Here is a 22940-nt window from a genome sequence, read left to right on the forward strand (position 1 = left end):
GCGCACCACCGGGACGCGCCGCGGGCACCGAGCGAGAGCGGCGCGGACGGGCGAGAGCGGGCAGCTGACACGGACCGACGGGCACGGCTCGGCCGGCGGGGGAGGGCGAGCACGACGCGGCGCCCCGCGGCCGAACGGCTCCCGCGTCGTCAGCCCCGGGGCCGCAACCCGGCGAGCACGGCGTCCACCAGGGCGTCGGTGAAGGCGTGGTCGAGCGGGCCCCTGCGCGCCAGCCAGCGCTGGAAGAACGGACCGGTCAGCATCTCGGCCGCCAGCCGCAGGTCCACGTCGTCGCGGATCTGACCGGCCTCGCGGGCGGAGCGCAGCCGCGCCACGTACAGCTCCGTGCCGATGTCGGCGAGCCGGGCGTCGAACTCGCGGGAGAGTTCCGCGTCCTGGGCACCGGCGACGGCGAGCGCCCGGTACGGCGCCTCGAACTCCGGGTCGGAGAACTCGTCTGCGGTGGCGCGGAGCACCGCCCGCAGGTCGGCGCCGAGATCGCCGGTGTCCGGGACCGCGGCGTCCTCCGCGCCCTCCCCACCCCCGCTCTCGGTGAAGGCGTCGAGCAGCACGGCGGCCTTGGAGGGCCACCAGCGGTAGATGGTCTGCTTGCCGACTCCGGCGCGCGCCGCGATGGCCTCGATCGTCAGCCGCGCGTACCCGACCTCGCCGACGAGCTGGAGGCTGGCACCCAGGATCGCCGCCCGGGAGCGGGCGTTCCGGCGGGCGGGGTCGGGCCGGCGCCTGGCGGCGGGCGCGCCACCGTCCCCGGGCCGATCGGGATCGGGAGAGGGGCGCCGACTCATACGGGCAGTCTCTGGCTCATGCGGCCAGTCTAGCGAGACGAAACGTCTTGACGAGACGCAACGTCTCGTTCCATGATGGAAGGGTCATCCGGTGACCGCACCTCCTCGCCGAGGCGGGACGGCTCCGGGCATCACGACGAGGGAAGGAGTCCGCGATGAGCAAGCAACGCGCCGGATCGATGCTGGGAGTGGGCGGCACCCGCAGCCACCTCTCCAAGGGAGCGCTCCGCGGCGGCCGGGGAGCCGAACGCGCCGGCGCACCGACCGATCCCCAGGAGCGCAAGCGCGAACTGCTGCGGCGGCTGCGCGAGAAGAAGTGACCCCTTCGGGAGGCAACTCCGCCGAACCCCGGCTCCTCACGACGAACGCTGTGCACACTGGGCACACCGCAAAGCCGGTCGTCGTGAGGAGCCTTCCTTGTACTCACCCCGCCGCTATCTGATGTGCCCGCCCGAACACTTCCGGGTGACCTACGCGATCAACCCCTGGATGGACCCGGCCAAGCCCGTGGACCTGCCGCTCGCCGTCACCCAGTGGCAGGCGCTCCGGGACCGCTACCGCGCCCTGGGCCACACGGTCGACGAACTCGACCCGCACCCGGACCTCCCCGACCTCGTGTACGCCGCCAACGGGTCCACCGTCATCGACGGGCGGGTGCTGGGCGCGCGCTTCGCCCACCCCGAGCGCCGTCCGGAGGCGGCGCTCCACCGCGAGTGGCACCTGCGCAGCAGCGGCGCTGCTGCTCCCGTGTACTTCCGGGAACCCGAGCACGTCAACGAGGGCGAGGGGGACTTCGCCGTCACCGCCGGCTTCCTGCTCGCGGGGCGCGGCTTCCGCAGCAGCCCGCTGTCCCACGCCGAGGCGCAGGAGTTCTTCGCCCGGCCCGTCATCGGCCTGGACCTGGTCGACCCGCGGTTCTACCACCTCGACACCGCGCTCTGCGTGCTGGACGACGGGCGCGACGACGCCGTCATGTACTACCCCGAGGCGTTCTCGCCGGGCAGCCGCACCGTCCTCGCCCGACTCTTCCCCGACGCGGTGCTCGCCGAGGAGGCCGACGCACTCGCCCTCGGCCTCAACGCCGTCTCCGACGGCCACCACGTACTGCTGCCCCGGGAGGCGGGCGGGTTGTTCGGGCCGCTGCGGGAGCGCGGCTACGACCCGGTTCCCGTGGAGCTCGGCGAACTGCTCAAGGGCGGCGGCAGCGTGAAGTGCTGCACCGGGGAGCTGCGGAGCTGACCGTCCACCCGCACCGGCGCCGGCGCGGCGGCACCGGTTCAGCCCGGCGCGTCGCCGCCGCCCACAGCTCCGGCGGCGGGGCCGCCCGGAGCGTCGGGGCCGGCCGCCGGGGGCCAGGTCTCGCCCCACTCGGCGTCCCGCGCAGCGCGGTAGGCGTCCTTGCTCCGCTTGGTGACGGTGGCCCGGCGCACCTGGCCGACGGACTCGCAGACGTCGAGCAGGACCTGGCCCTTGCGCTGCTGTGGCCGCCTGACGATGCGCCCGGGGGCCGCCCCGGGCGTGTCCCAGGTGGCGGGGACGGCGGCGACGTAGCTGAACTTCTCGTCCTCATAGGGGAGTTCACCACCCTTGACGCGACGGTGCAGTGAGGAGCGGGAGACCCGCGCCGCGAAGTGGCACCAGTCGGTACCCGGCTCCAGCGGGCACGTACCGCTGTGGGGGCAGGGCGCCAGCACCCGCATCCCCTCGGCGATCAACCGGTCCCGGGCGCGCCGCACCCGGAGGTAGCCGTCGGGTGTGCCGGGCTCCACCAGCACCACCGCCCCTCCCGTCGCCGCGGCGGCGTCCGCCACCGCGTCACGGGCGTCCTCGGTCAACTCGTTGAGCACGTAGGAGACGGTCACCAGCTCCGCCCCGGGCAGTTCCAGCCCCGGGCCGATCCGCTCCTTCTCCCAGCTGGTCCCCCGGGGGCCGGCACCGGCGTCGGCCAGCTCGCGGCCCAGCTCCAGCGCGGGACCCGCCCAGTCCAGCACCGTGACGCGGCGCTCCCCGGGCCAGACCCCGGCGACCGCCCACACCGCCGCGCCGGTGCCGCCGCCGACGTCCAGCTGGCTCGCGGGCGACCAGCCCGGCAGCCTGGCGGCCAGCTCGCCGAGGGCGGCGGAGACCGCGCCGGTCGTCGCGGGCATGCGGTAGGCGGCGTAGGCGACCGCGTCGGCGCGGTCCCGCAGGATCGGGGCGCCGGTCGGGGTGCGGCCCCGGTAGTGCATCATCAGCCGCTCGACGGCCCCGCTGACCCGCCGCGGGGGCAGACCGTCGAGCAGGGAGTCGAGGGCGCTCCGGAGCCGGTCGTCGGTGGTCGTGGTCACCCGGCGATCCTAGTGGGACCGGACGGGCAGCCGCGGTCCGGGCGGCGGGGCGAGCAGGCGGGGCGGGCGGCCGTGGCGGCGGCGGAAAAGCGGGGGCGGTGCACCGGCCCCGGCGCTACCGTGGCGCCCCTGCGGGGGCAGGCATCCCCGCACGAGAGGGGGTTGCCGTGACGGAGCGATCAGTGGACGGTCCCGATGTCGCCGTTGCCGCGGCGGGGCGGCCCGACGCTCCGGGCGGACGCCCGCGCCACGAGATCCGGGCCCTGCACACCACGACCACCGTCACCCTCTACCAGGCGTACTCCCCCGGGATCGGCGGCCCGGCGGCCCGCGACGGCCGGTTCCCGGCCACGTGGCGACGCGAGCGGATGACCTGGGTCAAGCCGTCGTTCCTGTGGATGATGTACCGCTCCGGCTGGGGCGGCAAGCAGGACCAGGAGACCGTGCTCGCCATCGAGATCGACCGTGCGGGGCTGGAGTGGGCGCTGCGCAACGCGGTCCTCTCCCACTACACCTCGACGCTCCACCCCGGCCGTCCCGCGTGGCGGCGCGCGCTGCGGCAGGCCCCGGCGCGGGTGCAGTGGGATCCCGAGCGGGACCTCGCCCTGCGCCCGCTACCCCACCGCTCGCTCCAACTGGGACTGGCGGGCGAGGCCGCGGTCCGGTACGCCGACGCGTGGATCGTCTCGATCAGTGACGTCACGCCGCTCGCCCACCGGGTGCGGGAGCTGGTCCGCATCGGTGACACCACCGGGGCGGCCGGGCTGCTGCCGCGGGAGACGCCACTGTCGCTCCCGGCCGGGACGCTCGACCGGCTGGTCCCGGGCTGACCCCGGTCCGCCCAGGCGCAGCGGGAACGGCGGGCGCGGCGGCCCGGTGCCGCCGTACCGATCAGGCCCCGGCGTGCGGCGCGTACGGCGCACCCAGCGCGTGCGCCAGGAGCGTGGCCGCCGCGGCGCGCGGCCGACTGTCGGCCGGGGCGGGCCGTACGGGGTGCACGGTGGTGGCCAGCAGCACCAGAAAGCCCCCGGACCGGCGGTCCAGGACGACCGAGGTCCCGGTGAACCCGGTGTGCCCGGCCGCGCCGTGGCCGGCCAGTTCGCCCATGAAGTGCGGCTGGTCGACGGTGAACCCGAGTCCGGGTGCCGCCAGCAGCACCTCGACGGACTCCGGCCGCAGTACCGGTCCACCGCCGGCGAGGAGCGCCCGGCACAGCCGGGCGAGGTCGTCGGCGGTGGCGAAGAGGCCGGCGTGCCCGGCGACACCGCCGAGCGCGGCGGCATTCTCGTCGTGCACCTCACCGCGCAGCATCCCCCGGTCGACCTTGGCCCAGGGGCGGCGCTGGTCCTCGGTGGCGGCGGCGCGGGCCGCGGGGACGGGGCCGAAGCGGGTGTCGGCCATGGCGAGGGGGCCGGTGACCTCCTCGTGGAGCAGCACGTCCAGCGGACGGCCGGTCACACGTTCCAGGAGCAGGTGCAGCGTCAGCAGGTTGAGGTCGGAGTAGCGGCGGGTCGCCCCCGGTGGCCCCAGGGGCTCCTCGGCCCACAGCCGCTCGGGCCAGCCGCCCTCGTAGAAGGGGAGCTCGGGGCGGAGCCCGGAGGTGTGGGTGAGGAGGTGCCGGACGGTGACCGCCGCCTTGCCGGCGGCGCCGAACTCGGGGAGGTGGTCGCGGACCGGGTCCTCAGCTGCGATCCGGCCGCGTTCGATCTGCTGTACGACGGCGATCGCGGTGAAGAGCTTGGTGACCGAGGCGAGGTCGAAGAGGGTGTCGGGGGTGACCGGTGTGCGGTCGGCGGGCGCCAGCTCATGGTCGCGGTCTGCCCACCGAACGGCCCAGCCGGCGGTGTGCCGCACCAGGGTGCGCTCACGCTGCCCGGCGAGCAGCACCGCACCACCGCACCAGGCGCGGTCCGCATCCGCGCCCGGCGCCGGGTCGCGAGGCAGCGAGTCGGTCAGCCGGACCAGCTCCCGCAGCGGGTCACCGCCCTCGGGAGTGGTCGTCGCCGTGGGGGCCGTCACCGGCGCCTTCGTCACGCCGCGGTCGTCGCCCTGCCGCTCTGCCATGGCCTGCACAGTACGACAAACGCCAGCGCCGCGAGGACGACACAGCTGAGCTGGACGACCGCCATCGGGACCGCGGTGTGCTCGCCCGCGATGCCGACGAGGGGCGAGGCGACGGCGCCGATGAAGAACTGCGACGCGCCCAACAGCGCGGAGGCGGAGCCGGCCGCGTGCGGGGTGAGGGTCAGCGCCTGCGAGTTGGCGTTGGGGAGGACCAGCGCCATGGCCGCCATCAGCACGAACAGTCCGACCGAGACGGGGACCAGTCCGGCGTCGCCGAACGCGCCCGCGGTGACGAGCAGCAGCCCGACCGCGGCGACCGTGATGATCACCAGGCCGACCGCCATGACGCGGTTGAGGGAGACCCGCCCCACCAGGATCTTGCCGTTGATCTGGCTCACCGCGACCAGACCGATCGAGTTGATCATGAACAGCAGGCTGAAGGTCTGGGGCGAGCCGCCGTAGATCTCCTGCACGACGAAGGGCGAGGCGGCGACGTACGCGAAGAGCGTGGCGAAGGTCAGTGCCCCCGCGAGCAGGTAGCCGGTGAAGACCCGGTCGCGGAAGAGGCCGCCCATGGTGCGCAGCGCCGGGCCGACGCCGCCGCTGTGCCGCTGCTCACGCGGCAGTGTCTCCGGCAGCCAGCGGGCGACGATGAGAACGAGGATCAGGCCGAGGACGGCGAGGACGACAAACAGCCCGCGCCAGTTGGTGAAGTGCAGCATCTGCCCGCCGAGGACGGGGGCCATGATCGGCGCGACGCCGGAGATCAGCAGCAGCGTCGAGAAGAAGCGGGCCATGGCCACGCCCTCGTAGAGGTCGCGGACGACGGCTCGGGCGATGACGATGCCCGCGGCGCCCGCGAGTCCCTGGAGCAGTCGGAAGGCGGTGAGCGCCTCGATGCCGGGCGCGAGCGCGCAGGCGGCGGAGGCGACCACGTAGCAGACCATGCCCACCATGAGGGGGCGGCGACGTCCGAGCTGGTCGCTCATGGGCCCGATGATCAACTGGCCGAGCGCGAGCCCGAGAAGGCAGGTGGTGAGGGTCAGCTGGACGCTGGAGGCGGTGGTGCCCAGGACGTTCCCGACCTCCGGGAGCGCCGGCAGGTAGAGGTCCATCGACAGCGCCGGCAGCGCGGAGAGGCTGCCGAGGATGAGCGTGACGACCATCCCGGCCCGGCGCTTCGGGGAGATGATGTCGGGAGCGACGACGGGGGGATGTTCGGGTGCGATGACCGGGGGTACCCCGGACGGCGTCATGGTGTCGGTGGGGGCCGCCTGTTCGGACTGGGACATGCACTCTCCGTCGTATCGCTCTGAACGGCCCAATCATCCCATCTCTAGGGGCGCGCCGGGAGCGGGCCTCGGCTTCCCGGTACCGCCTCGGGACCGCCCGGCGCCACCCCGGCAGACGCTCCGCGGAGGCCCGCGGCGCGGGGTCCGCCGCCGGGGCCGGGTCGCCGCGATCCCGCTGTCGCCCCTGGCCGCAGCGGAGATGGGACCTCCGCACCTCGGTCCGGGGCGCCGCGGTGCCGGGCGCACCCGGCACCGGCCGGGCCGACCTCGCACCACCGAAACGGTCGCGGCGGCGTGATCGATCCCACAGCGGGAGCCGATGCCGGGAGGACCGCGTCACACGGCACGGCCACCACCTCGCCACCGGAGAGTCACCCCCGAGTCCGCGCCGCACCCGCACCGGGCCCCGGCCGGGTCCGGCCGGGTGGGTGACGCGGGCGACCGGGGAGGGGAGGCCGGACGAGGAACGGTGGGCCGGCGGGCCCCCCGGAACAGCTGACCCCGGGCGGCTCACCCCGACGCGGGGACGGGGCCGGGCACGGAGCGCGGGGTACGGGCACCGGGACGCGCCGCCCTCCGGGACCCAGCCGCCCACGCGCGGCGCGACGCGGGCAGCCGCCCGGTGCCACGTCCGCCCCATCCGACCCGCGGAGCCCACCGCGCGCCGGAGCCCGCCTACCCCTGCGGGGGCGACGACGGGGCACCGCCGGAGGGCACGGCACGACGACCCCGGCACAGGTGTCACAGCATCAGGGAACCGACCAGCGACGACATCTGACCGGGCGGCCGGCAGCGCGCCGACAGCGCCGGCCCGACACTGCGGAGCCGTGGAGGCAATTCACCGGACCGGGAACTCCAAGGAATGTGCCGTCCCCAGTCGTTCGGGAATTCAACGGCGCACAGCGAAAGCAACGGACAAGCCTAGGCGTCCGGTTGACGGAGCGCCAACCCCGCACACGGACCATTACCTCCGTTGGCCAGCGCCGCTACGCAGAGCCGACACCCCGGCCGACCCGACACGCACAGCCACCGCCGAAGCGCCATTCCTGAGCGCCGAACGGGGCATTGTCCGGTCACCCGAACACACATGAGGTTCGATTCTCAACAATCCGCCTTGGACGTATGTGCAGTTGCGACCATCCGAGATGTGCGTTGTTCTGATTGAGGCAAGCGAACCGCTCTTCCCCAGAAAGGGATGGTGTCATGTTCTCCGCAGAGCCGACCCAGGACCTGAAGACGCTCGACTTCGACGTCGAGGAAGCGCTGAACCCGACCGAGGCCGAGGGGACGTTCCGCGACTCCCGTGAGTGTGCCGCGCTGCTGCTGCTGGCCGGTGCGCTCCTCCTCTCGCCGCCCACGCCCCGCCCGAAGAAGTCCTGAGGGGCGAACGCGGATGAAGCAATTGTCGGGCGCTGTGCACGACCTTGCTTCGGAACTGGTCTCCGCCCTTCGGGGCGGGGACCACTCCGTTGCGGGTACGACAGGTTCCCTCGGCGGCGACGAGGCACTGACCGTCGCCGCGGCCCGGACCCTGGGTGCCGACGTGCTCCTGCCCAGCACGCTGCTCCGTCGGCCGGCGCCGGAACCGGACGTCGCGGTGTGCCGCGCCGCCGTCCACGCCTACCCGCCCGGGCCCCAGTCCTCCCCCACCGTCGCGTGGAGCCACTGGGCGATGGAACGCGCTCTCGCCCACGTCACCGCCGTTCCGCAACACACCCCGTCGGCCGCCGGACCGCTCGGCGGCGCCGCCACCGACGGCCCGGACACACCGCACCCCGCCGGGAACGGCGGCCCGGACGTCACCGCGCTCCGCGAGGCGACCTGGCAGGCCTTCACCCACCAGCTGTCCGTCCTCGCCGCCCTCGCCGTCCCGGGCGCGGACTCGGCCGTCGCGGCCGAGGCGGCACGGCGCCCCGTGGACGTCTCCCGCGGCTTCGTGCGCGCCGTACGCCGGCGGGACTGGCTGCAGGCGGCAGGGGCGGGCCGCTGGCTGGCGGTCATCGACGGGGTTCCCCCCACCCTCGGCCTCGACGCGGGGCTGCGGTTCGTGCTGCGCATGGGCGGCGCCGACGCCCGCGTCGCCCTCCATGTGCACGCCGCGCTCCTGATGCGCGCGGACACCCCGTACCCCGCCGCGCCGGGGCGAGGGAGCGGCACGTGAACACCCCCGCGACAGCCCCCGGTGACCTCGCGGTCACCGGGGCGCCGCCGCACCCGCCGACCGAGCAGCTCGAACAGCTCGAACAGCTCGCCGGAGACTGCCTGCGCTGGATCTCCGGCCACGCCGACCGGTTCCGGCTCCCGGCGGAGATGACCGACCCCACCGCCGGCACCGAGCTCAACTGGACCATGAAACCGCTCGGCGAACTCGCCCAACTGGCCGTCGCCATCCGCCGTGCCACACCTCCCGGCTGCGAACTCCATGCCACCGCCGACCAGCTGCTCGACCTCAGCTGGCACGAACTCCGGCAGGGTGAGCTGCTGTTGGAGCTCTTCCACGGCGAACCCCACGCCACCTACCCGCTGGAGATCTACGCCGCGTTCGCCGGCGAGGGCCTGCGCCACGACGGATTCGAGGCGTTCGCGCGCGACCTGTGCGCCACACGGGCCTGGCGGGGCACCGAAATGGACCCCCAGCGGCGGCTCGGCGTCATCAACGCCGAACGCCGTGCCCGGCTTACGCCGACCGGGGACCGGGACGCGGCGCTGCGCCGGACGTGGCTCGGTGTCCTGCCCGAACCGTGGGCGTTCGATCAGAGCGCGGGATACAGCCTCACGCACGTCGTCTTCCACATCACCGACTGGGGCGCCCGGCCGCAGCAGGTACCGGCCGACATCGCCGGCTACCTGCGCACCTGGCTCCCGGCGTGGCTGGACACCTGTCTGGACGCCGAACGGTGGGACCTGACCTGCGAGCTGCTGGCGGTGGACTCGGCACTGCCCACACCGCTCGACCCGCGGCACACCCGGCCCGCCTGGCGGCGCCTCGCCGCCGCGCGGGGTCCGGACGGGGCGCTGCCCGAAGGGGGGCCCGCCCTGCTGCCGGAGCATCCGGACGCCTTCCGGCTGAGCTACCACTCGACCCTCGCCTGTGCGTTCGCCGCCGCCCTGGCCGCCGGGCGGCTGCGCGCCGCCGAGGCGGCGCCCCCGCCGGAGCGGCCCCACGGCGGTGGTGCGCCCACGGCCGGCCACCGCCCCTCGCCCCGCGACGACACCACCCACCCCCAGCACCGGGCACACCCCGGCGACACGGACGGCGCCACCAGCGGACGCCGGGAGGAGCAGGCATGACCGAGCCCTCGGACATCGCCGTGATGCACGAGGTCGGGGACCGGGCGATCGCCTGGCTCCACCACAACCAGGACGGCTTCCGCCCCAGGCAGGACGACACCACCTCCGACTTCGAGGTCAAGGACCGGCTGAAGCCCATCGGGGAACTCGCCCTCATCGGCAAGGTCCTCTTCCGGGAAGGCGTCGCAGGCTCCCGGCAGGCCGCTCTGACCAGGCAGTTGCTCGACAACGCCTGGCGCGACCTCCTGGACGGGGGCAAGCTCCTCACCTGGATGCAGGAGCAGGAGCCGCTCTCCCCCATCCCGTTCGAGATCTATGTCCCGTTCCACGAACTCGGCTACGAGGAACCCGCGTTCGAGGCGACGCTCCGCTCGGTGCACATGTTGGAGAGCTGGTCGGCGATGGAGACCCCACCCGTCCGCCGCCTCGGCATCTCGGCCTTCGAGCGGCGCTTCGGACTCCCCCGGAGCATCACCACCGAACGCGCCACCGCGGCGACCTGGCTCGGACGCCGCCCCGAGCCGTGGACCGTGGAGATGAACGTCGGCTACGCCGTCACCCACACCGTCTTCCACCTGACGGACTGGGGCGAGAACTCCGGCGGGCTCCCGGACGAGCTCGCCGAGTACCTGACGCAGTGGCTACCGGCCTGGGTCGACGACTGGCTCGACATCGGCCACTGGGACCTGCTGGGTGAACTCCTCGTGGTCGACGCCTGCCTGCCGACGCCCGCCCTGGACCCGGTCGCCTGGCGCGCGTTCGCGGAGGCGCAGCTGGAGGACGGCGCCATGCCGGCACAACGTGGCTCGCTGCCCGAGGGGCGGCGCGAGGACGTGTTCGACGCGCTCTACCACCCCACGCTGGTCGCGGCGTTCGCCTCCGTACTGGCCACCTCGCGTGCCATGGGCGACCTCCGCGCCCCTGCGGGCAGCGGTACGGCGTGACGGCCACCGCACACGGCTGCGCGGACGTGGCGACGCTGCTGGAGGCGGCCGTCACGGTCGCCGACGCGCCGGACGTCGTCGTGGGCTGGGCCCGCCACGGGGAACGCGTCATCCGCTCCGGCGGTACGGCGGAGCCGCCGCCACTACCCCGTGAGAAGCTGCGCTACGAGATCGGCTCGGCGTCGAAGACGTTCAACACCCTGCTGCTCTCCACCCTGGTCGCCGACGGAACCCTGTCCTGGTGCACACCCGCGGCGGCGCTCCTGGCCGCCGGCCGGCGGCCGGACAGCCGACGACCCGACGCGAGCGTGCTCCACCTGGCCACCCACACGGCGGGGCTGCCGCGGCTGCCGGCGGACTTCTATCCCCGGGCGGTCCCGCGCTGGGCCACCAACCCGTACGCGGACTATCCCGCCGAGCGCGTGATCGACGCGTTCCTGCGGGCCCCGCTTCGGCGGAGGGCGCCGGGCAGCCGCTGGCGGTACTCCAACTTCGGCGCCTCCGTCCTCGGCCACGCACTCGCCGCACACGCCGGGCTGCCCTGGGAGCACCTGCTGCGTGAGCGGGTCCTGGCACCCCTCGCCCTCGCCGGCACCGCGCTCGCCCCGGGCGGGGTGGGCGGGGCGGCGCCCTACCGTCCTGCCGAGCCGGAACGCGGCGTCGACGAACACCGTGGCGCCTTGGCGTCGGCTCTGGCGGGCGACCCGGACCGGGGCGGCGCCGCCACCGGGCCGATGGGCTCCGGTGGCCCGGGCGCGGCCCACCGCAGGGACAGCGGCGACCGGCGAGCGGGGAGCACCGGACCCGCACGGGCACCGGGCGGCGCTCCCCCGACGGCGCCTCCCGAGGACCCGGGGCGAGCCGCGCGGCACGGCCCCGCCGCGCCGGGATCAACCCGGACCGGCACACCGGGCACCGCGGGCCCGGGGTGGGACGCGGTCGGCCACGGCCGGGACGGCCTCACGCGGGTACCGCCGCTCCTCATGGGAGGGTTCGCACCGGCGGGAGCCGTCCGCGCGACGCCGCACGATCTGCTGGCGTTCCTCGAAGCGCAGCTCGAACCGGAGCGAACCCCGTTGGAGGGCGCGCTGCGGGCACTGCGCGGCCCGGTCCTGCGGCGCGGCTTCGGACACCGCCACACCCACACCGCCTCGTGGTTCCACCGGCCGGGTGACCGGGGGCCGGTGCTCTTCCACGCGGGTGCCACCTCGGGTCAGCAGGCACTGCTGGCGTTCCGGCCGGCCACCGGAACCGCGATGGTCGCGCTCAGTACCAGGCGGTTCCGCGCCACCGACCCGTTCCCCCGCGTGGTGCACGCCCTGATCGACGACCTGCCGTGACCGGGGGGCACGTGCCGACGGGCCATCGCTGACCGACGGCCCCTTCCCCGACCGGCCGGCGCGGCGGGACCGTGTCGCTCGGCCTGCCCCAGGTCCTCGGGCAGTACTTCGTTGCCGAGGGTGCGAACCCTCGGCACTCGCGTCAGGTCAGGTCAGGCCGGGTCAGGTCGGGTCGGTTCGGAAGCGCGGGAACACCCGGGACGAGGTGTCGTCACCCTCGTCCTCGTCACCCCCTGAAGCCCGGAGCTCCGACTCACGGAGCTCCGAAAGCGGACGGCCTCGATCGGCCGAGGCGCAGGCGGCGGGCGGCCCCACCGCCGCGGCCCGGTCGGCCCGGTCCGCGACCGCCTCACGCACTTCCCGGGAACGGCCGTGCGGCCACGGCGGACGGCCACGCAGCGGCAGTGCCGAGGAACGGGAGCGAGGCCGAATGCCCGGGGCAGGCCACCGAGGCCGGACGTCGGGACACCGCAGGGTGCCGGCAGCGGGGGCGCCGGGACGTGCCGGGACGCGGCGGGGGGGGGGAGAGTGCGGCAGACGAGTCGGCTGTACGCCGGGTTCTGTACCCCGGGGCCTCGCGGCCATCGGGGTGACGGTCATCCATCTAGGGCTGCCGTTGCCGACAGCCTCCAGCGGTCTACCCGCGGACTCGGGCGAGCAGCCCTCGAACATCCGCGCAGGGCCGCGGCCCTCTCAGGTCGCGCCCCCTCTTGACCTTGCTCCAGGTGAGGTTTACCGAGCCGCCCAGGTCACCCTGGGCGCTGGTGGTCTCTTACACCACCGTTTCACCCTTACCGGGTGCCTCTCGGCCCCGGCGGTCTGTTTTCTGTGGCACTGTCTCGCGGGTCGCCCCGGGTGGCCGTTAGCCACCACCTTGCCCTGTGGAGCCCGGACGTTCCTCGGCGGGGACATGCCCCGACGCGACCGTCCGCACGACTCGTCTGCCGCCCCTCCATCGTACCGGCAGGCGGCAGCCCCTCGCGCGTGCCCCGTTACGCTGGCAGCCGCGGGCGACACCGGCGGCCACCACGGCCCCGGGCCGCGAGGACACGCCGGGCGGGCCCGCCGACCGCTGCGCCGCGCGCGGCCGTCCGTGGCGGCGCCCGTAGGCCACTACCTGGAGGAAACCGACCGTGCTGGTACTGCTGCCGCCGTCCGAGGGCAAGGCCGACGGTCGGGACGGACCACCGCTGGACTTCTCCCGGCTCGCCCTCCCCTCACTCAACCCGGCACGCGAGAGCGTGCTGGCCGAGCTGACCGAACTCTGCGCGGCGGACACCGGGAAGGCCCGCGAGATCCTCGGCCTGAGCGAGCGTCAGAACGGTGAGGTCGCCAAGAACACCGGTCTGCGCACCGCCCCCACCCTCCCCGCCGGCAGCCTCTACACCGGGGTCCTCTACGACGCCCTCGGGCTCGCCACCCTGAACGCCGCCGCCGCGGCGCGCGCCGAACGGAACCTGTTGGTCTTCTCGGGGCTGTGGGGCGCGCTGCGCGTCACCGACCCCGTCCCCTCGTACCGCTGCTCGGGCGGCGTCCGGCTGCCCGCCCTGGGCGCCCTCGCCCGGCACTGGCGTGAACCGCTGACCACCGCGATGCCGGCGGAGGCGGAGGGGCGGCTCGTCCTCGACCTGCGGTCGACCGCCTACGCGGGCATGTGGAAACCGGACCGCGCGACAGCCTCACGCACCACCACCGTTCGCGTGCTGCAGTCACGGATCGTCGACGGCGTCGAGAAGCGAAGCGTCGTCAGCCACTTCAACAAGGCCACCAAGGGCCGTGTGGTCCGCGCCCTGCTGGAGGCCGGTGCGGAACCCGAGACCCCGGCCCAGCTCGCGGCAGCGCTGCGCGACCTGGGGCACCGGGTCGAGTCGACCGCTCCCTCCCGCCTGGACATCGTCGTCACCGAGGTCTGACCCGCACCCCCGCTGCCGACCGGGCCGGTCCGGTCCGGTCGGCAGCGACGCGCGGTCCCGGCGTGCCGGCTACCCGCGCCCTCACGACGCCGCCACGTACTCGTACCGCAACCGGCTCAGCGTGGCCCCGTCCGTCACCACCGACACCGTGCGCAGCAACCGCCCGTTCTCCAGGCACAGCCGGTCGGTGACGACGGTGTCCCCGTCGTCGAGCCGCGCCGGAACCTCGGCGGACTCGTCGTAGCCACGGGCCCACGCCACCGGTTTGTCCAGCAGCAGGAAGATCCCCGCCGGGACCGCGGCGATCCGGCCCCCGAAAGGCCGGGCCGTCGCCTCCAGCACCCCCTCGTCGCTGAACCACGGCAACTGCGCCGTGCCGAACTCGGTGAAACCGCCGGTCTCGTCGATCTCCAACCTGAGCCCGGTGACCGGCTCGGGCGGGGGTCTGCGCCCGAAGGACTCCCCGGCCAGCCACCGCCGGGTCAGCTCCGCCAACGGCACCCGGACCCCCGCGACCACGGCCTGCGACTCGCCGCCCGAGGGGACGTCGTCCGCCGTGTCCGCGAGTGTCACGACGGGTTCCTCGTCGGCGGCACCCACCAGCCGCCAACGCCCCTCGAACTCCGCAGGCGCCGTCCTCGCCATGTCCTTGCCTCCGATCGACCGGCGGACCCATCGCCCGGTGCCCCGAGCGCTCACCCGAGCCTAACCTCACCCTCTGACAGAGAGTGACGAACGAGGTGGTTCCGGTGTTCCCGGTGCGTCCGATCCGTCGCGGAGGACCACGGCGCAGCGGCGACGGCCGACAGCGACGCGGCGGAGAGTTCCATCCGGAACACCGCCTCCGGCGGCGCCCCGAGAGCCAACCGCACCAGGGACTTGATCGGGGTGACGTGGCTGACCACCAGCACCGTTCGTCCCGCGAAGCGGGCCATCGCACGGTCCCGGGCGACCGCGACCCGCCTGGCCACCGCCGTGAAGCTCTCGCAGCCGCCGGTCGGCCGGGCCTCCGGCGACCGCAGCCACGCCGCGAGGTCCTCCGGATGACGCTCACGCACCTCGTCGAAGGTCAGCCCCTCCCAGTCACCGAAGTCCGCCTCCCGGAAGTCGGCCTCGACCCGGGCGTCGACACCCAGCGCGTTGGCCACCGCCTCGGCGGTCTCCCGACACCGCGCCGCCGGCGAGGTCACCACCGCGCGGACCGTGCCGCGGTCGGCGAGGTGCGCGGCGGCGGCAGCGGCCTGGCGCCGACCGGCGGCCGAGAGGCCGGGGTCGGCACCGCTGCCCGAGAACCGCTTCTGCGGCGTCAGCTCGGTCTCGCCGTGCCGCAGCAGCACGAACGTGGTGGCGGTGCCGGGGTCGCCGCCCCAGCCGACGGCCGGGACCACCGGTGCCGCTTCGGGCTCCGGCTCGGGCTCCGCCGCCGCGCCGGGCGGCTCCGAAGGCCGCCAGCTCTCCCCCCGACCCCCGGCGTCCATGGCCTCGTTGGCGAGCCTGTCGGCATGGCCGTTGCGGGAGCGCGGGATCCACTCGTAGCTCACCGTGCCGCCCGGGAAGACGCCCCCCGCCTCGGCGGCCAGGGGCCGCATGTCCGGGTGCTTGATCTTCCAGCGGCCGGACATCTGCTCGACGACCAGCTTGGAGTCCATCCGGACCCGCACCGACGCCGCGGGGTCGACCGTGCGCGCCGCGAGGAGGCCCGCGATGAGCCCGCGGTACTCGGCCACGTTGTTGGTGGCACGGCCGATGAACTCCGCCGTCTCCGCGAGGACGTCACCGCTGGCCGCGTCCATCACCACCGCGCCGTAGCCGGCCGGCCCGGGGTTGCCGCGCGAGCCGCCGTCCGCCTCGACGACCAGCCGCCGCCCGCCGCCCCCGGACACGCTCACAGCCCGGACTCGGGCGTGCGGACGAGGATGCGCCGACAGTTCTCGCAACGGACCACCGAGTCCGCCGGCGCCGCGCGCACGTCGTTCAGCTCGGTGATGTTGAGCTCCAACCGGCAGCCCTCGCACTGCTTCTGGTACAGCTTGGCGGCACCGACACCGCCGTGCTGCGCACGCAGCTTGTCGTACAGGGAGAGCAGCGCCTCGGGGACGCTGCGGGCGACGGTCTCACGGTCGCGGCGGGTGCGCTCGGCCTCGGCGTCGATCTCCGCGGTGGCCTCGTCCCGGCGGGAGGTGAGCTCCGTGCCGGTCTTCTCCAGCCCCTCCACCGCGGAGGCCAGCTCGCGCGCGCGCTCCGCGGCTGTCTCCTGCCGCTCCATGATCTCCAGCACCACTGTCTCCAGGCTGTCCTGGCGACGTGCGAGTGAGGCGATCTCGCTCTGCAGCGACTCCAGATCCTTGGGGCTGGTGACCATGCCGGAGTCCAGCCGCTGCTGGTCACGCTCGGAGCGGCGGCGGACCTGGTCGACGTCCTGCTCCGCCTTGGCCTGCTCGCGCTCGGTGTCACCGACCTCGGTCTCGGCTGCCACGAGGAAGTCGCGCTGCTGGTCGAGCTGGTTGTTGAGCTTCCTCAGCTCCGCGTGCTCGGGGAGGTTGGCGCGACGGTGGTCGAGCTGGTTGAGCCGGGTGTCCAGCTTCTGGAGGTCGAGCAGACGGATCTGGTCGGCGGGCGCGGCGTTCAGTTGGGGGCTCCTGGGGTCGTCGTCGGAACGTCGTGGTCGGCGGGTGCCGACGGCGCGTGGATCGTCCACGGGTCGGTGACCCGGCGGGAGACATGGGTGCGCAGCGCCCAGCCGTAGCGGTCGGAGACCGCGTCGAGCTGAGCCGCCGCCTGTTCGCACCAGGGCCACTCGGTGGCCCAGTGCGCGGCGTCGACCAGAGCCGGGCCCCGGGCGGCGAACTCCGCCGCCTCGGCGGCCTCGGAGGCCGGGTGGTGGCGCAGGTCCGCGGTGACGTAGACGTCCACCTCGGCTGCCCTCACCTGCGGGAAGAGGCCGTCTCCGGAGCCGCCGCACACCGCGACGGTCCGCACGGGGCGGTCGGGGTCACCGGCGGCACGCACACCCTGGGCGGTCGCCGGGAGTCCGGCCGCCACCAGGCCGGCGAACTCCGAGAGCGGCACGGCTCGCTCCAACTCCCCGACCCGGCCCAGTCCTCGCCGTCCCGAGGGGTCGGCGGTGTCGGGGACCAGTGGCCCGATGACGCGGAGTCCGAGAGCACCGGCCAGCGCGTCCGAGACGCCCGGGTCGGCCCGGTCGGCGTTGGTGTGGGCCACGTGCAGCGCCGTCCCGCTCCGGATGAGGTCGTGCACCACCCGCCCCTTGAAGGAGTCGGCGGCGACGCTGCTGGTCCCGCGAAGGTAGAGGGGGTGGTGCGTGACGAGCAGTTGGGCGCCGAGCCGGACGGCCTCCTCGGCGACCTCCGCGACGGGGTCCACCGCGAACAGCACACGGTCCACCGGTGTGTCCGGGTCTCCGCAGACGAGGCCGACGGCGTCCCAGTCCTCCGCGGTCTCGCGCGGCCAGAGGGCGTCGAGGGCACTGATCACTTCGGCGAGTACGGGCACCCGTCCAGGCTACCTGCCCGCCACGGCGCGGCGGGCGGCCCCGCGGTTCCTGAGCGGTGCCTGCGAGGGGCGGCCCCGACCGTCACCGGCAACCGACCCTGTTCACCCGAAGGCGTGAAGCTGCACGGAACGCATTGTGAGAAGAAAGGAGGTCGACCTAACGTCGTCCACCAGCGCGTTCCCGTCCGGCCGGTGGACGGCTCCGGCCGGACGGGAGCCCGCGCCCAGGGCCCACGCCCGGCCCGGGTCCCCGCGCGGTCCGTCCGCCGCGCACTCCGCCCACCGTGCCCCCGTCCGCAATCGACCCGTCCGGCCACCCAGTCCGCTGTCGTCCTGCCCACGACCACCGGACACCCCGTCCCCTGCGCCGCACAGCGAGGCCGGGAGTGGCTGCCCGACCGACCGCCTCGAAGCAGCCCCCTGTCCTCCCGCCCCGCTCCGCCGTGTCACGTCGCGGACCGACCACCAGGGCACCCGCGGACCATGTGCTCCAGCCGCCGCCACCCCGCTCCCGGGCCGTGCACCGAGGGGCCGGCCGACGAACGTCCCGGCCACCCGCAACTCCCGAGCACGAGACGGTCCGGAGCGGTCATCCCTCCCCGGGCCGTCGGGCGGCGCGAACGGGAACGCGCGGACGTCCCGGGTCGGCGGCGGGCCGCACGTCACCGACCGCCCGGAGCGCGGGGCGGCGGCGCTCGCCCCGGCGCCGACACGACGTGCGGCGAAGCGGGTCCGGGGCGGCGGGCCGGCACCACCCCCACCGTCAGCACCCAGGAGAGGAGGACGGCGCGAGCGCGGGGCCACAGCCCCGCCGGTCCGGTAGCACCGGGCAGCGCCCCGCACCGATGACGGCCACCGCCCCCGAAGAGGTCCCCGCCTTCGTCCCGTTCCACGAGACGATGCCGGCCACCCCGCACGGCCCCTCGCTCACGCTCTCCGCCTGCGGTGGGTACGCGGCGCGTCTGGCGACCGTGGAAGCCGGCTGGTACGCCGAGCGCTGGACCCTGGACGGGCCGGAGCCCTACGCCGTTCCGCTTCCCGGCAGCCAACCCGAGGATCCGGGCACGGAGGTACTGCCCCTCTCCGACGGCCGCGTGCTGATCGCTCGACGCTCTCCCGGCAGCTACCTCCTCTCGCTGCTGTATCCGACGGGACCGGACACCGGGGAGTTGTCACTCGGGTCGGTGGGCTGCCCGTGGATGACGCTGCTGCCACCGGCCCCCGACGGAGTGCGGGCGTACGGGTTGGTCGTGGAGGGTGACACCACCACCGTCTGGCTGGTGTGCGGCGACGGGCGCGGACCGCACCCGGTGCTCACGGTCCCCGGACGCTGTCAGGACGGCGCCTGGCTGGACCGTTCGGGGCGGCTGTTGGCGCTCAACCGCACCGACTCCGGGGGCCGCACCAGAGCGGTCACCGTCGACGTCGCCGCCGGGGGCGAGGCGGCGGTGCTGCTGCAGATCGGGGAGCGGAGCAACGACCGCCTCCTCCTCGCCGACCCCGACAGCGGGCTGCTGCTGGTCGCCTCCGACGCCCCCGGGAAGGAACGCATCGGCTGGGGCGTCCTGGGCAGCCACCGCCCCGTCAGGTTCCCCGAGGCGCTCTACCCGGACGGGGTCGCCGTGCACCCGCTGGCAGTCCAGCCGGCGCAGGTGCTCACCCCCGAGTCGTGCGGGGTGGCGCTGCGGCTCGGGGGGCCGGAGGGGGACTGGCCCGCCGTCTGGCGACCGCAGCAGCGGGACCTGCAGCACTTCCCAGCCCCGGCGGGGTGGTTGCCCGACGGTTCGCACTGGACCGCGGGCGGGGAACTGGTGCTGCCCTTCGTGGAGAGCCAGGCTCCCTGCGGGGTGGTGCGGCTGCGGGCCGACGTCCCCGACCCCGCCGTCTCCTGGCACGAGTGGACGGCCGCCGGGGGATCCCCGGGTGGGCACGACCCGTGGCCGGCGGTCGGCGGACACCCGGCCGGTGGCCCCGGCCCCTCCGTCGAGGTGGAGCGCGGCCACGAGGGCGGCCCGGCGTGGACGCACGAGGACCCGGCCGTCCCGGCAGGGGCGGAGGAGTCCGCCGAGGGACCCGGCGGGCGGCAGCAGTCGGGCCTGTCCGATGTCGCCCCGTGGGCCCCCTCGGTGGAGGCCGCCGGACTGCCCACCCCCACCCCGTGGGCCGGTACGCCCGTCCCCGCGATGGCCCCGGCCCGGCCGGGGGACGGCGAGGACGAACCACGTGGCCGGGGCCGGTCGACCGGCCCCGGTGGCGACGCGCCTCCCGCCGACGACCACGCCGCGCCCCGGCCGCGGGAGGGCCGCGACCCGGCCGAGGGGCACGACGGGACCTTCTCGATGCGTGACCACGCGTGGGCCGCCGACGCGGGATGGCCCCAGCCGGTTTCCGAACCCGCGCCGGGCGCGACCGAGGGGACAGGCATGACGCCCGCGCCGGGCCCGCCGCCGGGTGCTCCTCGGTACCCGGGCGGGACGGCCGACACGGCCACGCCCGCCCCCTGGGACGACCCGCCGCTCGGGCCCCCTTCCTCGTGGTCGGACGCCGACGCCGCTCCGACCGCGGGGGCAGCGCCCTCCCACCCGCTCGGCCCGCAGGGCTACGGCGGCGGGTCGGCGCCGTGGACCGACCCCTGGTCGCAGTCGTCGGGCACGTTGCCCGGCGCCGAGGCGGGGCGGGACGAACCGGTGGGGCAGCCCGCCGCGGGTCGGGACAACTGGGCGGGTGACGGGTCCACCTGGTTCTGGGCGCAGACCCCGGCGGGCGCTGGGCCGGGCGACCCGGCGCGGGTCGACCACCCGGACGGGCTGCGGCTCCCGGGGGACGGCGGCCGGTACGCGGCCGGGTTCCCTCCCTCCGGGACGCCCACCGTTCACCACGGCTACGACACCTCATCGACCGCTGCGTACCAGCCCGCAGGGAGCACCATGACCGACAGCAACACCGACACCCGCACGGACCCCGCTCCGACTCCGGCCGGCGCCGAGGAGCAGCCGATGCCGACGCAGCAGCAGGACCGCGGCACGGAGGACAGCCGGACGCAGGGAGTCTGCAAACCGATCCCGTTGCAGCAGGCCCCTCTCGGCGGGCGTTGACGCCCCGTCGGGCCCCGGTGGGCAGCTGCCGCCCCGCGTCGGGCGCCACGGGACGGCCGGCCGTCCTGGCGGCCCACCGGCTCCGTCGCAGCCGCTCGGTGGCCGCCAGGACAGGGCGCAGCACCACGCCACGGCCGAGGGGGGCTCGCCCGCGGGTGGGCCGGGGCCGTCACCCCACCGCCGGACGCCTTCGCCCGACACCCCGCCCGTAACACCCGACACCCGAGGGTCGACCGACCCGGCACGGCCGGCTGTCCCGCGCCCAGAGCAGGCTCCGCGCCACCGGCCGACCCCGTGCGCGCGGGCACCGGGTGGGGCGGCCGGGCCCGCCGAGCGCTGAGCGAAGTGCGCCGAGCGGGACGACGGGGCGGTTGCGGGCCCCGCCGGTGCGTCACCTCCGAGGGGCGGCCGGCGGCGGGCGGGTCGCGTGCTCCCGACTGCCCCCCAGGCGGTAGCCTCAAGGTTTTCACAGGGCGGTGCCCGGGCCGAACGTGACGGCACACCATCGGCGTCGCCCGGTCCGAGAACCGCGGGGGAACAATGACGCACGCGGCGGACGCGGCGGCCGGAACAACGCGCACGACAGCCGGTGCCCCGCAGCCCGAGGTGCTGCGGGCCTTCCGTGCCGCACGGGGGTTCATGCCCGAGGACGAGGGGCTCGCGCTGTACGCAGCCGCGACGGGGGCCGCCTCCCTGGGATTGCCGCTGCTGGAGATCGGCAGCTACTGCGGCCGGTCGACCGTGCTGCTGGCCGCCGCGGCCCGCGCGGCGGGAACCGTCGTGGTGACGGTCGATCACCATCGGGGCAGCGAGGAGCAGCAGCCCGGTTGGGAATACCACGACAAGGAGTTGGTGGACCCGGCGGCAGGCCGCATCGACACCCTGCCGTTCCTGCGGGCCACGCTGCACCGGGCGGGGTTGGAGGACCACGTGGTCGCGGTGGTGGGCCGCTCACCGGTCGCCGCCGCCGTGTTCGCCCCGGCGCCCCGCTTCGGCCTGGTGTTCGTCGACGGCGGCCACACGGACGAGCACGCGACGGCGGACTACGAGGGGTGGGTCCCACAGCTCGCCCCGGGCGGCCTGCTGGTGGTCCACGACGTCTTCGAGGACCCGGCGGACGGCGGTCAGGCCCCGTACCGGATCTGGCGGAGGGCGTGCGATTCCGGAGACTTCTCGCAGGCGGGGGCGACCCGTTCGCTCCGTGTCCTGCGCCGCACCGGCGGACGTAACGGCGGCATCACAACGGTGCCGCCTGCGCAACAGTAAGTGGACACGAGCGGTGGGGCGTGGGGGTTCATCCGTACGATGGGCCCGCCCGTCGGAACCGCGGGGCCACGAGACCGACCGATACCGACAAAGGAACTGATGTGAACTACCGCTCGCTGAACCGAGGTGACGGAGGGGTGATCGCGGCCGCGGTGCTGCTGTTCGTCTTCTCCTTCCTGAAGTTCTTCTCCTTCAACGGCCGTGGCTCCAACGGCTGGTCCACGGACTGGTTCCCGGCGCTGCCGTCGATCTTCCTCGCGGGCATCATCGGCGCGGCCCTCATCGTGGTGGGCCGCATCGCCAAGCCGGAGATCTCCGGCCGTGAGTTCGTGGGGCTCCGCCTCTCGCAGTGGGGCACCGCTCTCACCGTCACCGCGCTCTGGGCGTCCCTGTGGACGCTCATCGGTGGCAAGGAGGGTCTGGACATCGCCGCCGGACAGATTCTCTCCTTCTTCTCCGTGCTGCTGCTGGTCGGCTTCGCGCTGGCCACGCCGCTGGTCGCGCCGCTGCAGGCGCCGCTGATCCCGAACAAGCCCGCGACGCCCGCGCAGCCGCAGCAGCCGGGGCAGCAGCAGCCGCAGCCCGGTGTGTACGGCCAGCACCCCCAGCCCGGCTACGGCTACCCCGGCCCGCAGCCCGGTGGCCAGCAGCAGCCCGGCTACGCCGCGCCGACCCAGCACATGCAGCAGCAGCCCGCGCAGCAGCCGCAGCCCGCCGCCCCGGCGGCGCCGGACCCGAACTTCCAGCCGTTCTGGTTCGCGGTGCCGGTGCAGCGCCCGCTGTACGCCGAGGACGGCTCGCCGAACACGGTCGCCGAGCTGACCCCCGGGACCTGGTACCTGGCGGTCGCTCAGTCCGGTCAGGAGCTCGTGGCGCAGACCCAGGACGGCCGTCGCGGCGTCCTGAAGGACACCTCCAACATCCAGCGGGGCTGAGCGGCGGGCCCTCGGGCCACCGTCGGCACAGCTGTCAGCGCCCCGTCGTGACACGACGTCGGACGTCTCGGGAACGGCCCCATGTCACCGTCGGCTCCGGTCGGCCGGGCGGCACGGGCCCGTCGGAACCCGGGGCCCGGCGGCGCCGTCCCCG

General features: G+C 75.0%; 20 protein-coding genes and 1 other RNA gene. 12 read left to right on the forward strand and 9 right to left on the reverse strand.

Translation table 11 applies throughout. The features are described from left to right. Window positions 1-149 precede the first annotated feature (149 nt). Entirely contained in the window at window positions 150-806 is a 657-nt protein-coding gene (locus tag HCJ92_RS07155; protein WP_167932599.1) for a TetR/AcrR family transcriptional regulator, read from the reverse strand. A 155-nt stretch (window positions 807-961) separates the two neighbouring features. Here HCJ92_RS07155 and HCJ92_RS07160 point away from each other — a divergent pair, with 155 nt between their 5' ends. Beyond that, window positions 962-1126, forward strand: coding sequence for a DUF6243 family protein (locus tag HCJ92_RS07160; protein ID WP_167932600.1), 165 nt, complete (start codon window positions 962-964; stop codon window positions 1124-1126). A 97-nt stretch (window positions 1127-1223) separates the two neighbouring features. Then, the gene (gene ddaH / locus HCJ92_RS07165) at window positions 1224-2045 is read left to right on the forward strand and encodes a dimethylargininase (RefSeq protein ID WP_420824681.1); all 822 of its coding nucleotides are present in this window, start codon (window positions 1224-1226) and stop codon (window positions 2043-2045) included. A gap of 38 nt (window positions 2046-2083) precedes the next feature. Here the strand turns inward: ddaH and HCJ92_RS07170 are convergent, their stop codons facing one another. After that, complete coding sequence (locus tag HCJ92_RS07170) at window positions 2084-3133, reverse strand: small ribosomal subunit Rsm22 family protein (RefSeq protein WP_338054063.1); 1050 nt, start codon at window positions 3131-3133, stop codon at window positions 2084-2086. 182 nt (window positions 3134-3315) lie between these two features. On the opposite strand from HCJ92_RS07170, the gene HCJ92_RS07175 reads away from it, so the two are divergent. Then, the gene (locus HCJ92_RS07175) at window positions 3316-3963 is read left to right on the forward strand and encodes a DUF4291 domain-containing protein (RefSeq protein ID WP_167932623.1); all 648 of its coding nucleotides are present in this window, start codon (window positions 3316-3318) and stop codon (window positions 3961-3963) included. Between the two features lie 61 nt (window positions 3964-4024). On the opposite strand, the gene HCJ92_RS07180 is transcribed toward HCJ92_RS07175, so the two are convergent. After that, complete coding sequence (locus tag HCJ92_RS07180; RefSeq protein ID WP_167932601.1) at window positions 4025-5197, reverse strand: serine hydrolase domain-containing protein; 1173 nt, start codon at window positions 5195-5197, stop codon at window positions 4025-4027. Beyond that, window positions 5164-6489, reverse strand: a complete 1326-nt coding sequence (locus HCJ92_RS07185) for a multidrug effflux MFS transporter (protein WP_167932602.1) — start codon at window positions 6487-6489, stop codon at window positions 5164-5166. Before HCJ92_RS07185 ends, HCJ92_RS07180 begins: the two co-directional genes overlap by 34 nt. A 1203-nt stretch (window positions 6490-7692) precedes the next feature. Between HCJ92_RS07185 and HCJ92_RS07190 the strand changes: the two genes are divergently transcribed. Genes HCJ92_RS07190 through HCJ92_RS07210 form a run of 5 tightly spaced genes read left to right on the forward strand, consistent with a single transcriptional unit; the run spans window position 7693 to window position 12064 of the window. Further along, window positions 7693-7869, forward strand: a complete 177-nt coding sequence (locus HCJ92_RS07190) for a hypothetical protein (RefSeq protein WP_167932603.1) — start codon at window positions 7693-7695, stop codon at window positions 7867-7869. A gap of 13 nt (window positions 7870-7882) precedes the next feature. After that, window positions 7883-8650: a hypothetical protein gene (locus tag HCJ92_RS07195; protein WP_167932604.1), complete on the forward strand. Its 768-nt coding sequence runs from the start codon at window positions 7883-7885 to the stop codon at window positions 8648-8650. Continuing rightward, window positions 8647-9780, forward strand: coding sequence for a DUF6895 family protein (locus tag HCJ92_RS07200; RefSeq protein WP_167932605.1), 1134 nt, complete (start codon window positions 8647-8649; stop codon window positions 9778-9780). Before HCJ92_RS07195 ends, HCJ92_RS07200 begins: the two co-directional genes overlap by 4 nt. Next, complete coding sequence (locus HCJ92_RS07205; RefSeq protein WP_167932606.1) at window positions 9777-10724, forward strand: DUF6895 family protein; 948 nt, start codon at window positions 9777-9779, stop codon at window positions 10722-10724. Before HCJ92_RS07200 ends, HCJ92_RS07205 begins: the two co-directional genes overlap by 4 nt. Next, window positions 10721-12064 carry a serine hydrolase gene (locus HCJ92_RS07210; protein WP_167932607.1) on the forward strand — a complete coding sequence of 448 codons (1344 nt, stop codon included), beginning with the start codon at window positions 10721-10723 and terminating at the stop codon, window positions 12062-12064. The genes HCJ92_RS07205 and HCJ92_RS07210 overlap by 4 nt, the downstream gene beginning before the upstream one ends. Before the next feature lie 534 nt (window positions 12065-12598). Here the strand turns inward: HCJ92_RS07210 and rnpB are convergent. Beyond that, an RNA gene (rnpB, locus tag HCJ92_RS07215) (RNase P RNA component class A) lies at window positions 12599-13004 on the reverse strand. 193 nt (window positions 13005-13197) lie between these two features. On the opposite strand from rnpB, the gene yaaA reads away from it, so the two are divergent. After that, a complete protein-coding gene (gene yaaA, locus HCJ92_RS07220; protein ID WP_167932608.1) occupies window positions 13198-13977 on the forward strand; it encodes a peroxide stress protein YaaA in 780 nt (259 codons plus the stop codon). Window positions 13978-14058: 81 nt separating this feature from the next. Here yaaA and HCJ92_RS07225 read toward each other — a convergent pair whose 3' ends face one another. From HCJ92_RS07225 to HCJ92_RS07235, 4 genes are read right to left on the reverse strand one after another with little or no spacing between them, the layout of a single operon-like run. Further along, on the reverse strand, window positions 14059-14622 hold the full coding sequence (locus tag HCJ92_RS07225; protein WP_167932609.1) for a hypothetical protein: 564 nt from the start codon (window positions 14620-14622) through the stop codon (window positions 14059-14061). Window positions 14623-14672: 50 nt separating this feature from the next. Then, on the reverse strand, window positions 14673-15860 hold the full coding sequence (locus HCJ92_RS07230) for a bifunctional RNase H/acid phosphatase (RefSeq protein ID WP_420824682.1): 1188 nt from the start codon (window positions 15858-15860) through the stop codon (window positions 14673-14675). A 2-nt stretch (window positions 15861-15862) separates the two neighbouring features. Next, window positions 15863-16606, reverse strand: coding sequence for a zinc ribbon domain-containing protein (locus HCJ92_RS24270; protein ID WP_209310821.1), 744 nt, complete (start codon window positions 16604-16606; stop codon window positions 15863-15865). Further along, window positions 16603-17490 (reverse strand): Nif3-like dinuclear metal center hexameric protein, encoded by an 888-nt coding sequence (locus HCJ92_RS07235; RefSeq protein ID WP_167932611.1) that lies wholly within the window; start codon window positions 17488-17490, stop codon window positions 16603-16605. The genes HCJ92_RS24270 and HCJ92_RS07235 overlap by 4 nt, the downstream gene beginning before the upstream one ends. A gap of 845 nt (window positions 17491-18335) precedes the next feature. On the opposite strand from HCJ92_RS07235, the gene HCJ92_RS07240 reads away from it, so the two are divergent. The 3 genes from HCJ92_RS07240 (at window position 18336) to HCJ92_RS07250 (ending at window position 22786) form a co-directional block, all read left to right on the forward strand. After that, window positions 18336-20585, forward strand: coding sequence for a hypothetical protein (locus tag HCJ92_RS07240; RefSeq protein WP_167932612.1), 2250 nt, complete (start codon window positions 18336-18338; stop codon window positions 20583-20585). 540 nt (window positions 20586-21125) lie between these two features. Beyond that, window positions 21126-21851 (forward strand): class I SAM-dependent methyltransferase, encoded by a 726-nt coding sequence (locus tag HCJ92_RS07245; protein WP_167932613.1) that lies wholly within the window; start codon window positions 21126-21128, stop codon window positions 21849-21851. 101 nt (window positions 21852-21952) lie between these two features. After that, window positions 21953-22786, forward strand: a complete 834-nt coding sequence (locus HCJ92_RS07250; RefSeq protein WP_167932614.1) for a hypothetical protein — start codon at window positions 21953-21955, stop codon at window positions 22784-22786. The last annotated feature ends 154 nt before the right edge of the window (window positions 22787-22940 follow it).

It is taken from the genome of Streptomyces spiramenti, from assembly GCF_012034385.1.
GTDB classification, from domain to species: Bacteria; Actinomycetota; Actinomycetes; order Streptomycetales; family Streptomycetaceae; genus Streptomyces; species Streptomyces spiramenti.

What these genes read in the sequence shown, in the direction of transcription:
- HCJ92_RS07155 (WP_167932599.1), bottom strand. Translation starts at nt 806, where the DNA reads ATGAGTCGGCGCCCCTCTCCCGATCCCGATCGGCCCGGGGACGGTGGC.
- HCJ92_RS07160 (WP_167932600.1), top strand. Translation starts at nt 962, where the DNA reads ATGAGCAAGCAACGCGCCGGATCGATGCTGGGAGTGGGCGGCACCCGC.
- HCJ92_RS07180 (WP_167932601.1), bottom strand. Translation starts at nt 5,197, where the DNA reads ATGGCAGAGCGGCAGGGCGACGACCGCGGCGTGACGAAGGCGCCGGTG.
- HCJ92_RS07185 (WP_167932602.1), bottom strand. Translation starts at nt 6,489, where the DNA reads ATGTCCCAGTCCGAACAGGCGGCCCCCACCGACACCATGACGCCGTCC.
- HCJ92_RS07190 (WP_167932603.1), top strand. Translation starts at nt 7,693, where the DNA reads ATGTTCTCCGCAGAGCCGACCCAGGACCTGAAGACGCTCGACTTCGAC.
- HCJ92_RS07195 (WP_167932604.1), top strand. Translation starts at nt 7,883, where the DNA reads ATGAAGCAATTGTCGGGCGCTGTGCACGACCTTGCTTCGGAACTGGTC.
- HCJ92_RS07205 (WP_167932606.1), top strand. Translation starts at nt 9,777, where the DNA reads ATGACCGAGCCCTCGGACATCGCCGTGATGCACGAGGTCGGGGACCGG.
- HCJ92_RS07225 (WP_167932609.1), bottom strand. Translation starts at nt 14,622, where the DNA reads ATGGCGAGGACGGCGCCTGCGGAGTTCGAGGGGCGTTGGCGGCTGGTG.
- HCJ92_RS07240 (WP_167932612.1), top strand. Translation starts at nt 18,336, where the DNA reads ATGACGGCCACCGCCCCCGAAGAGGTCCCCGCCTTCGTCCCGTTCCAC.
- HCJ92_RS07245 (WP_167932613.1), top strand. Translation starts at nt 21,126, where the DNA reads ATGACGCACGCGGCGGACGCGGCGGCCGGAACAACGCGCACGACAGCC.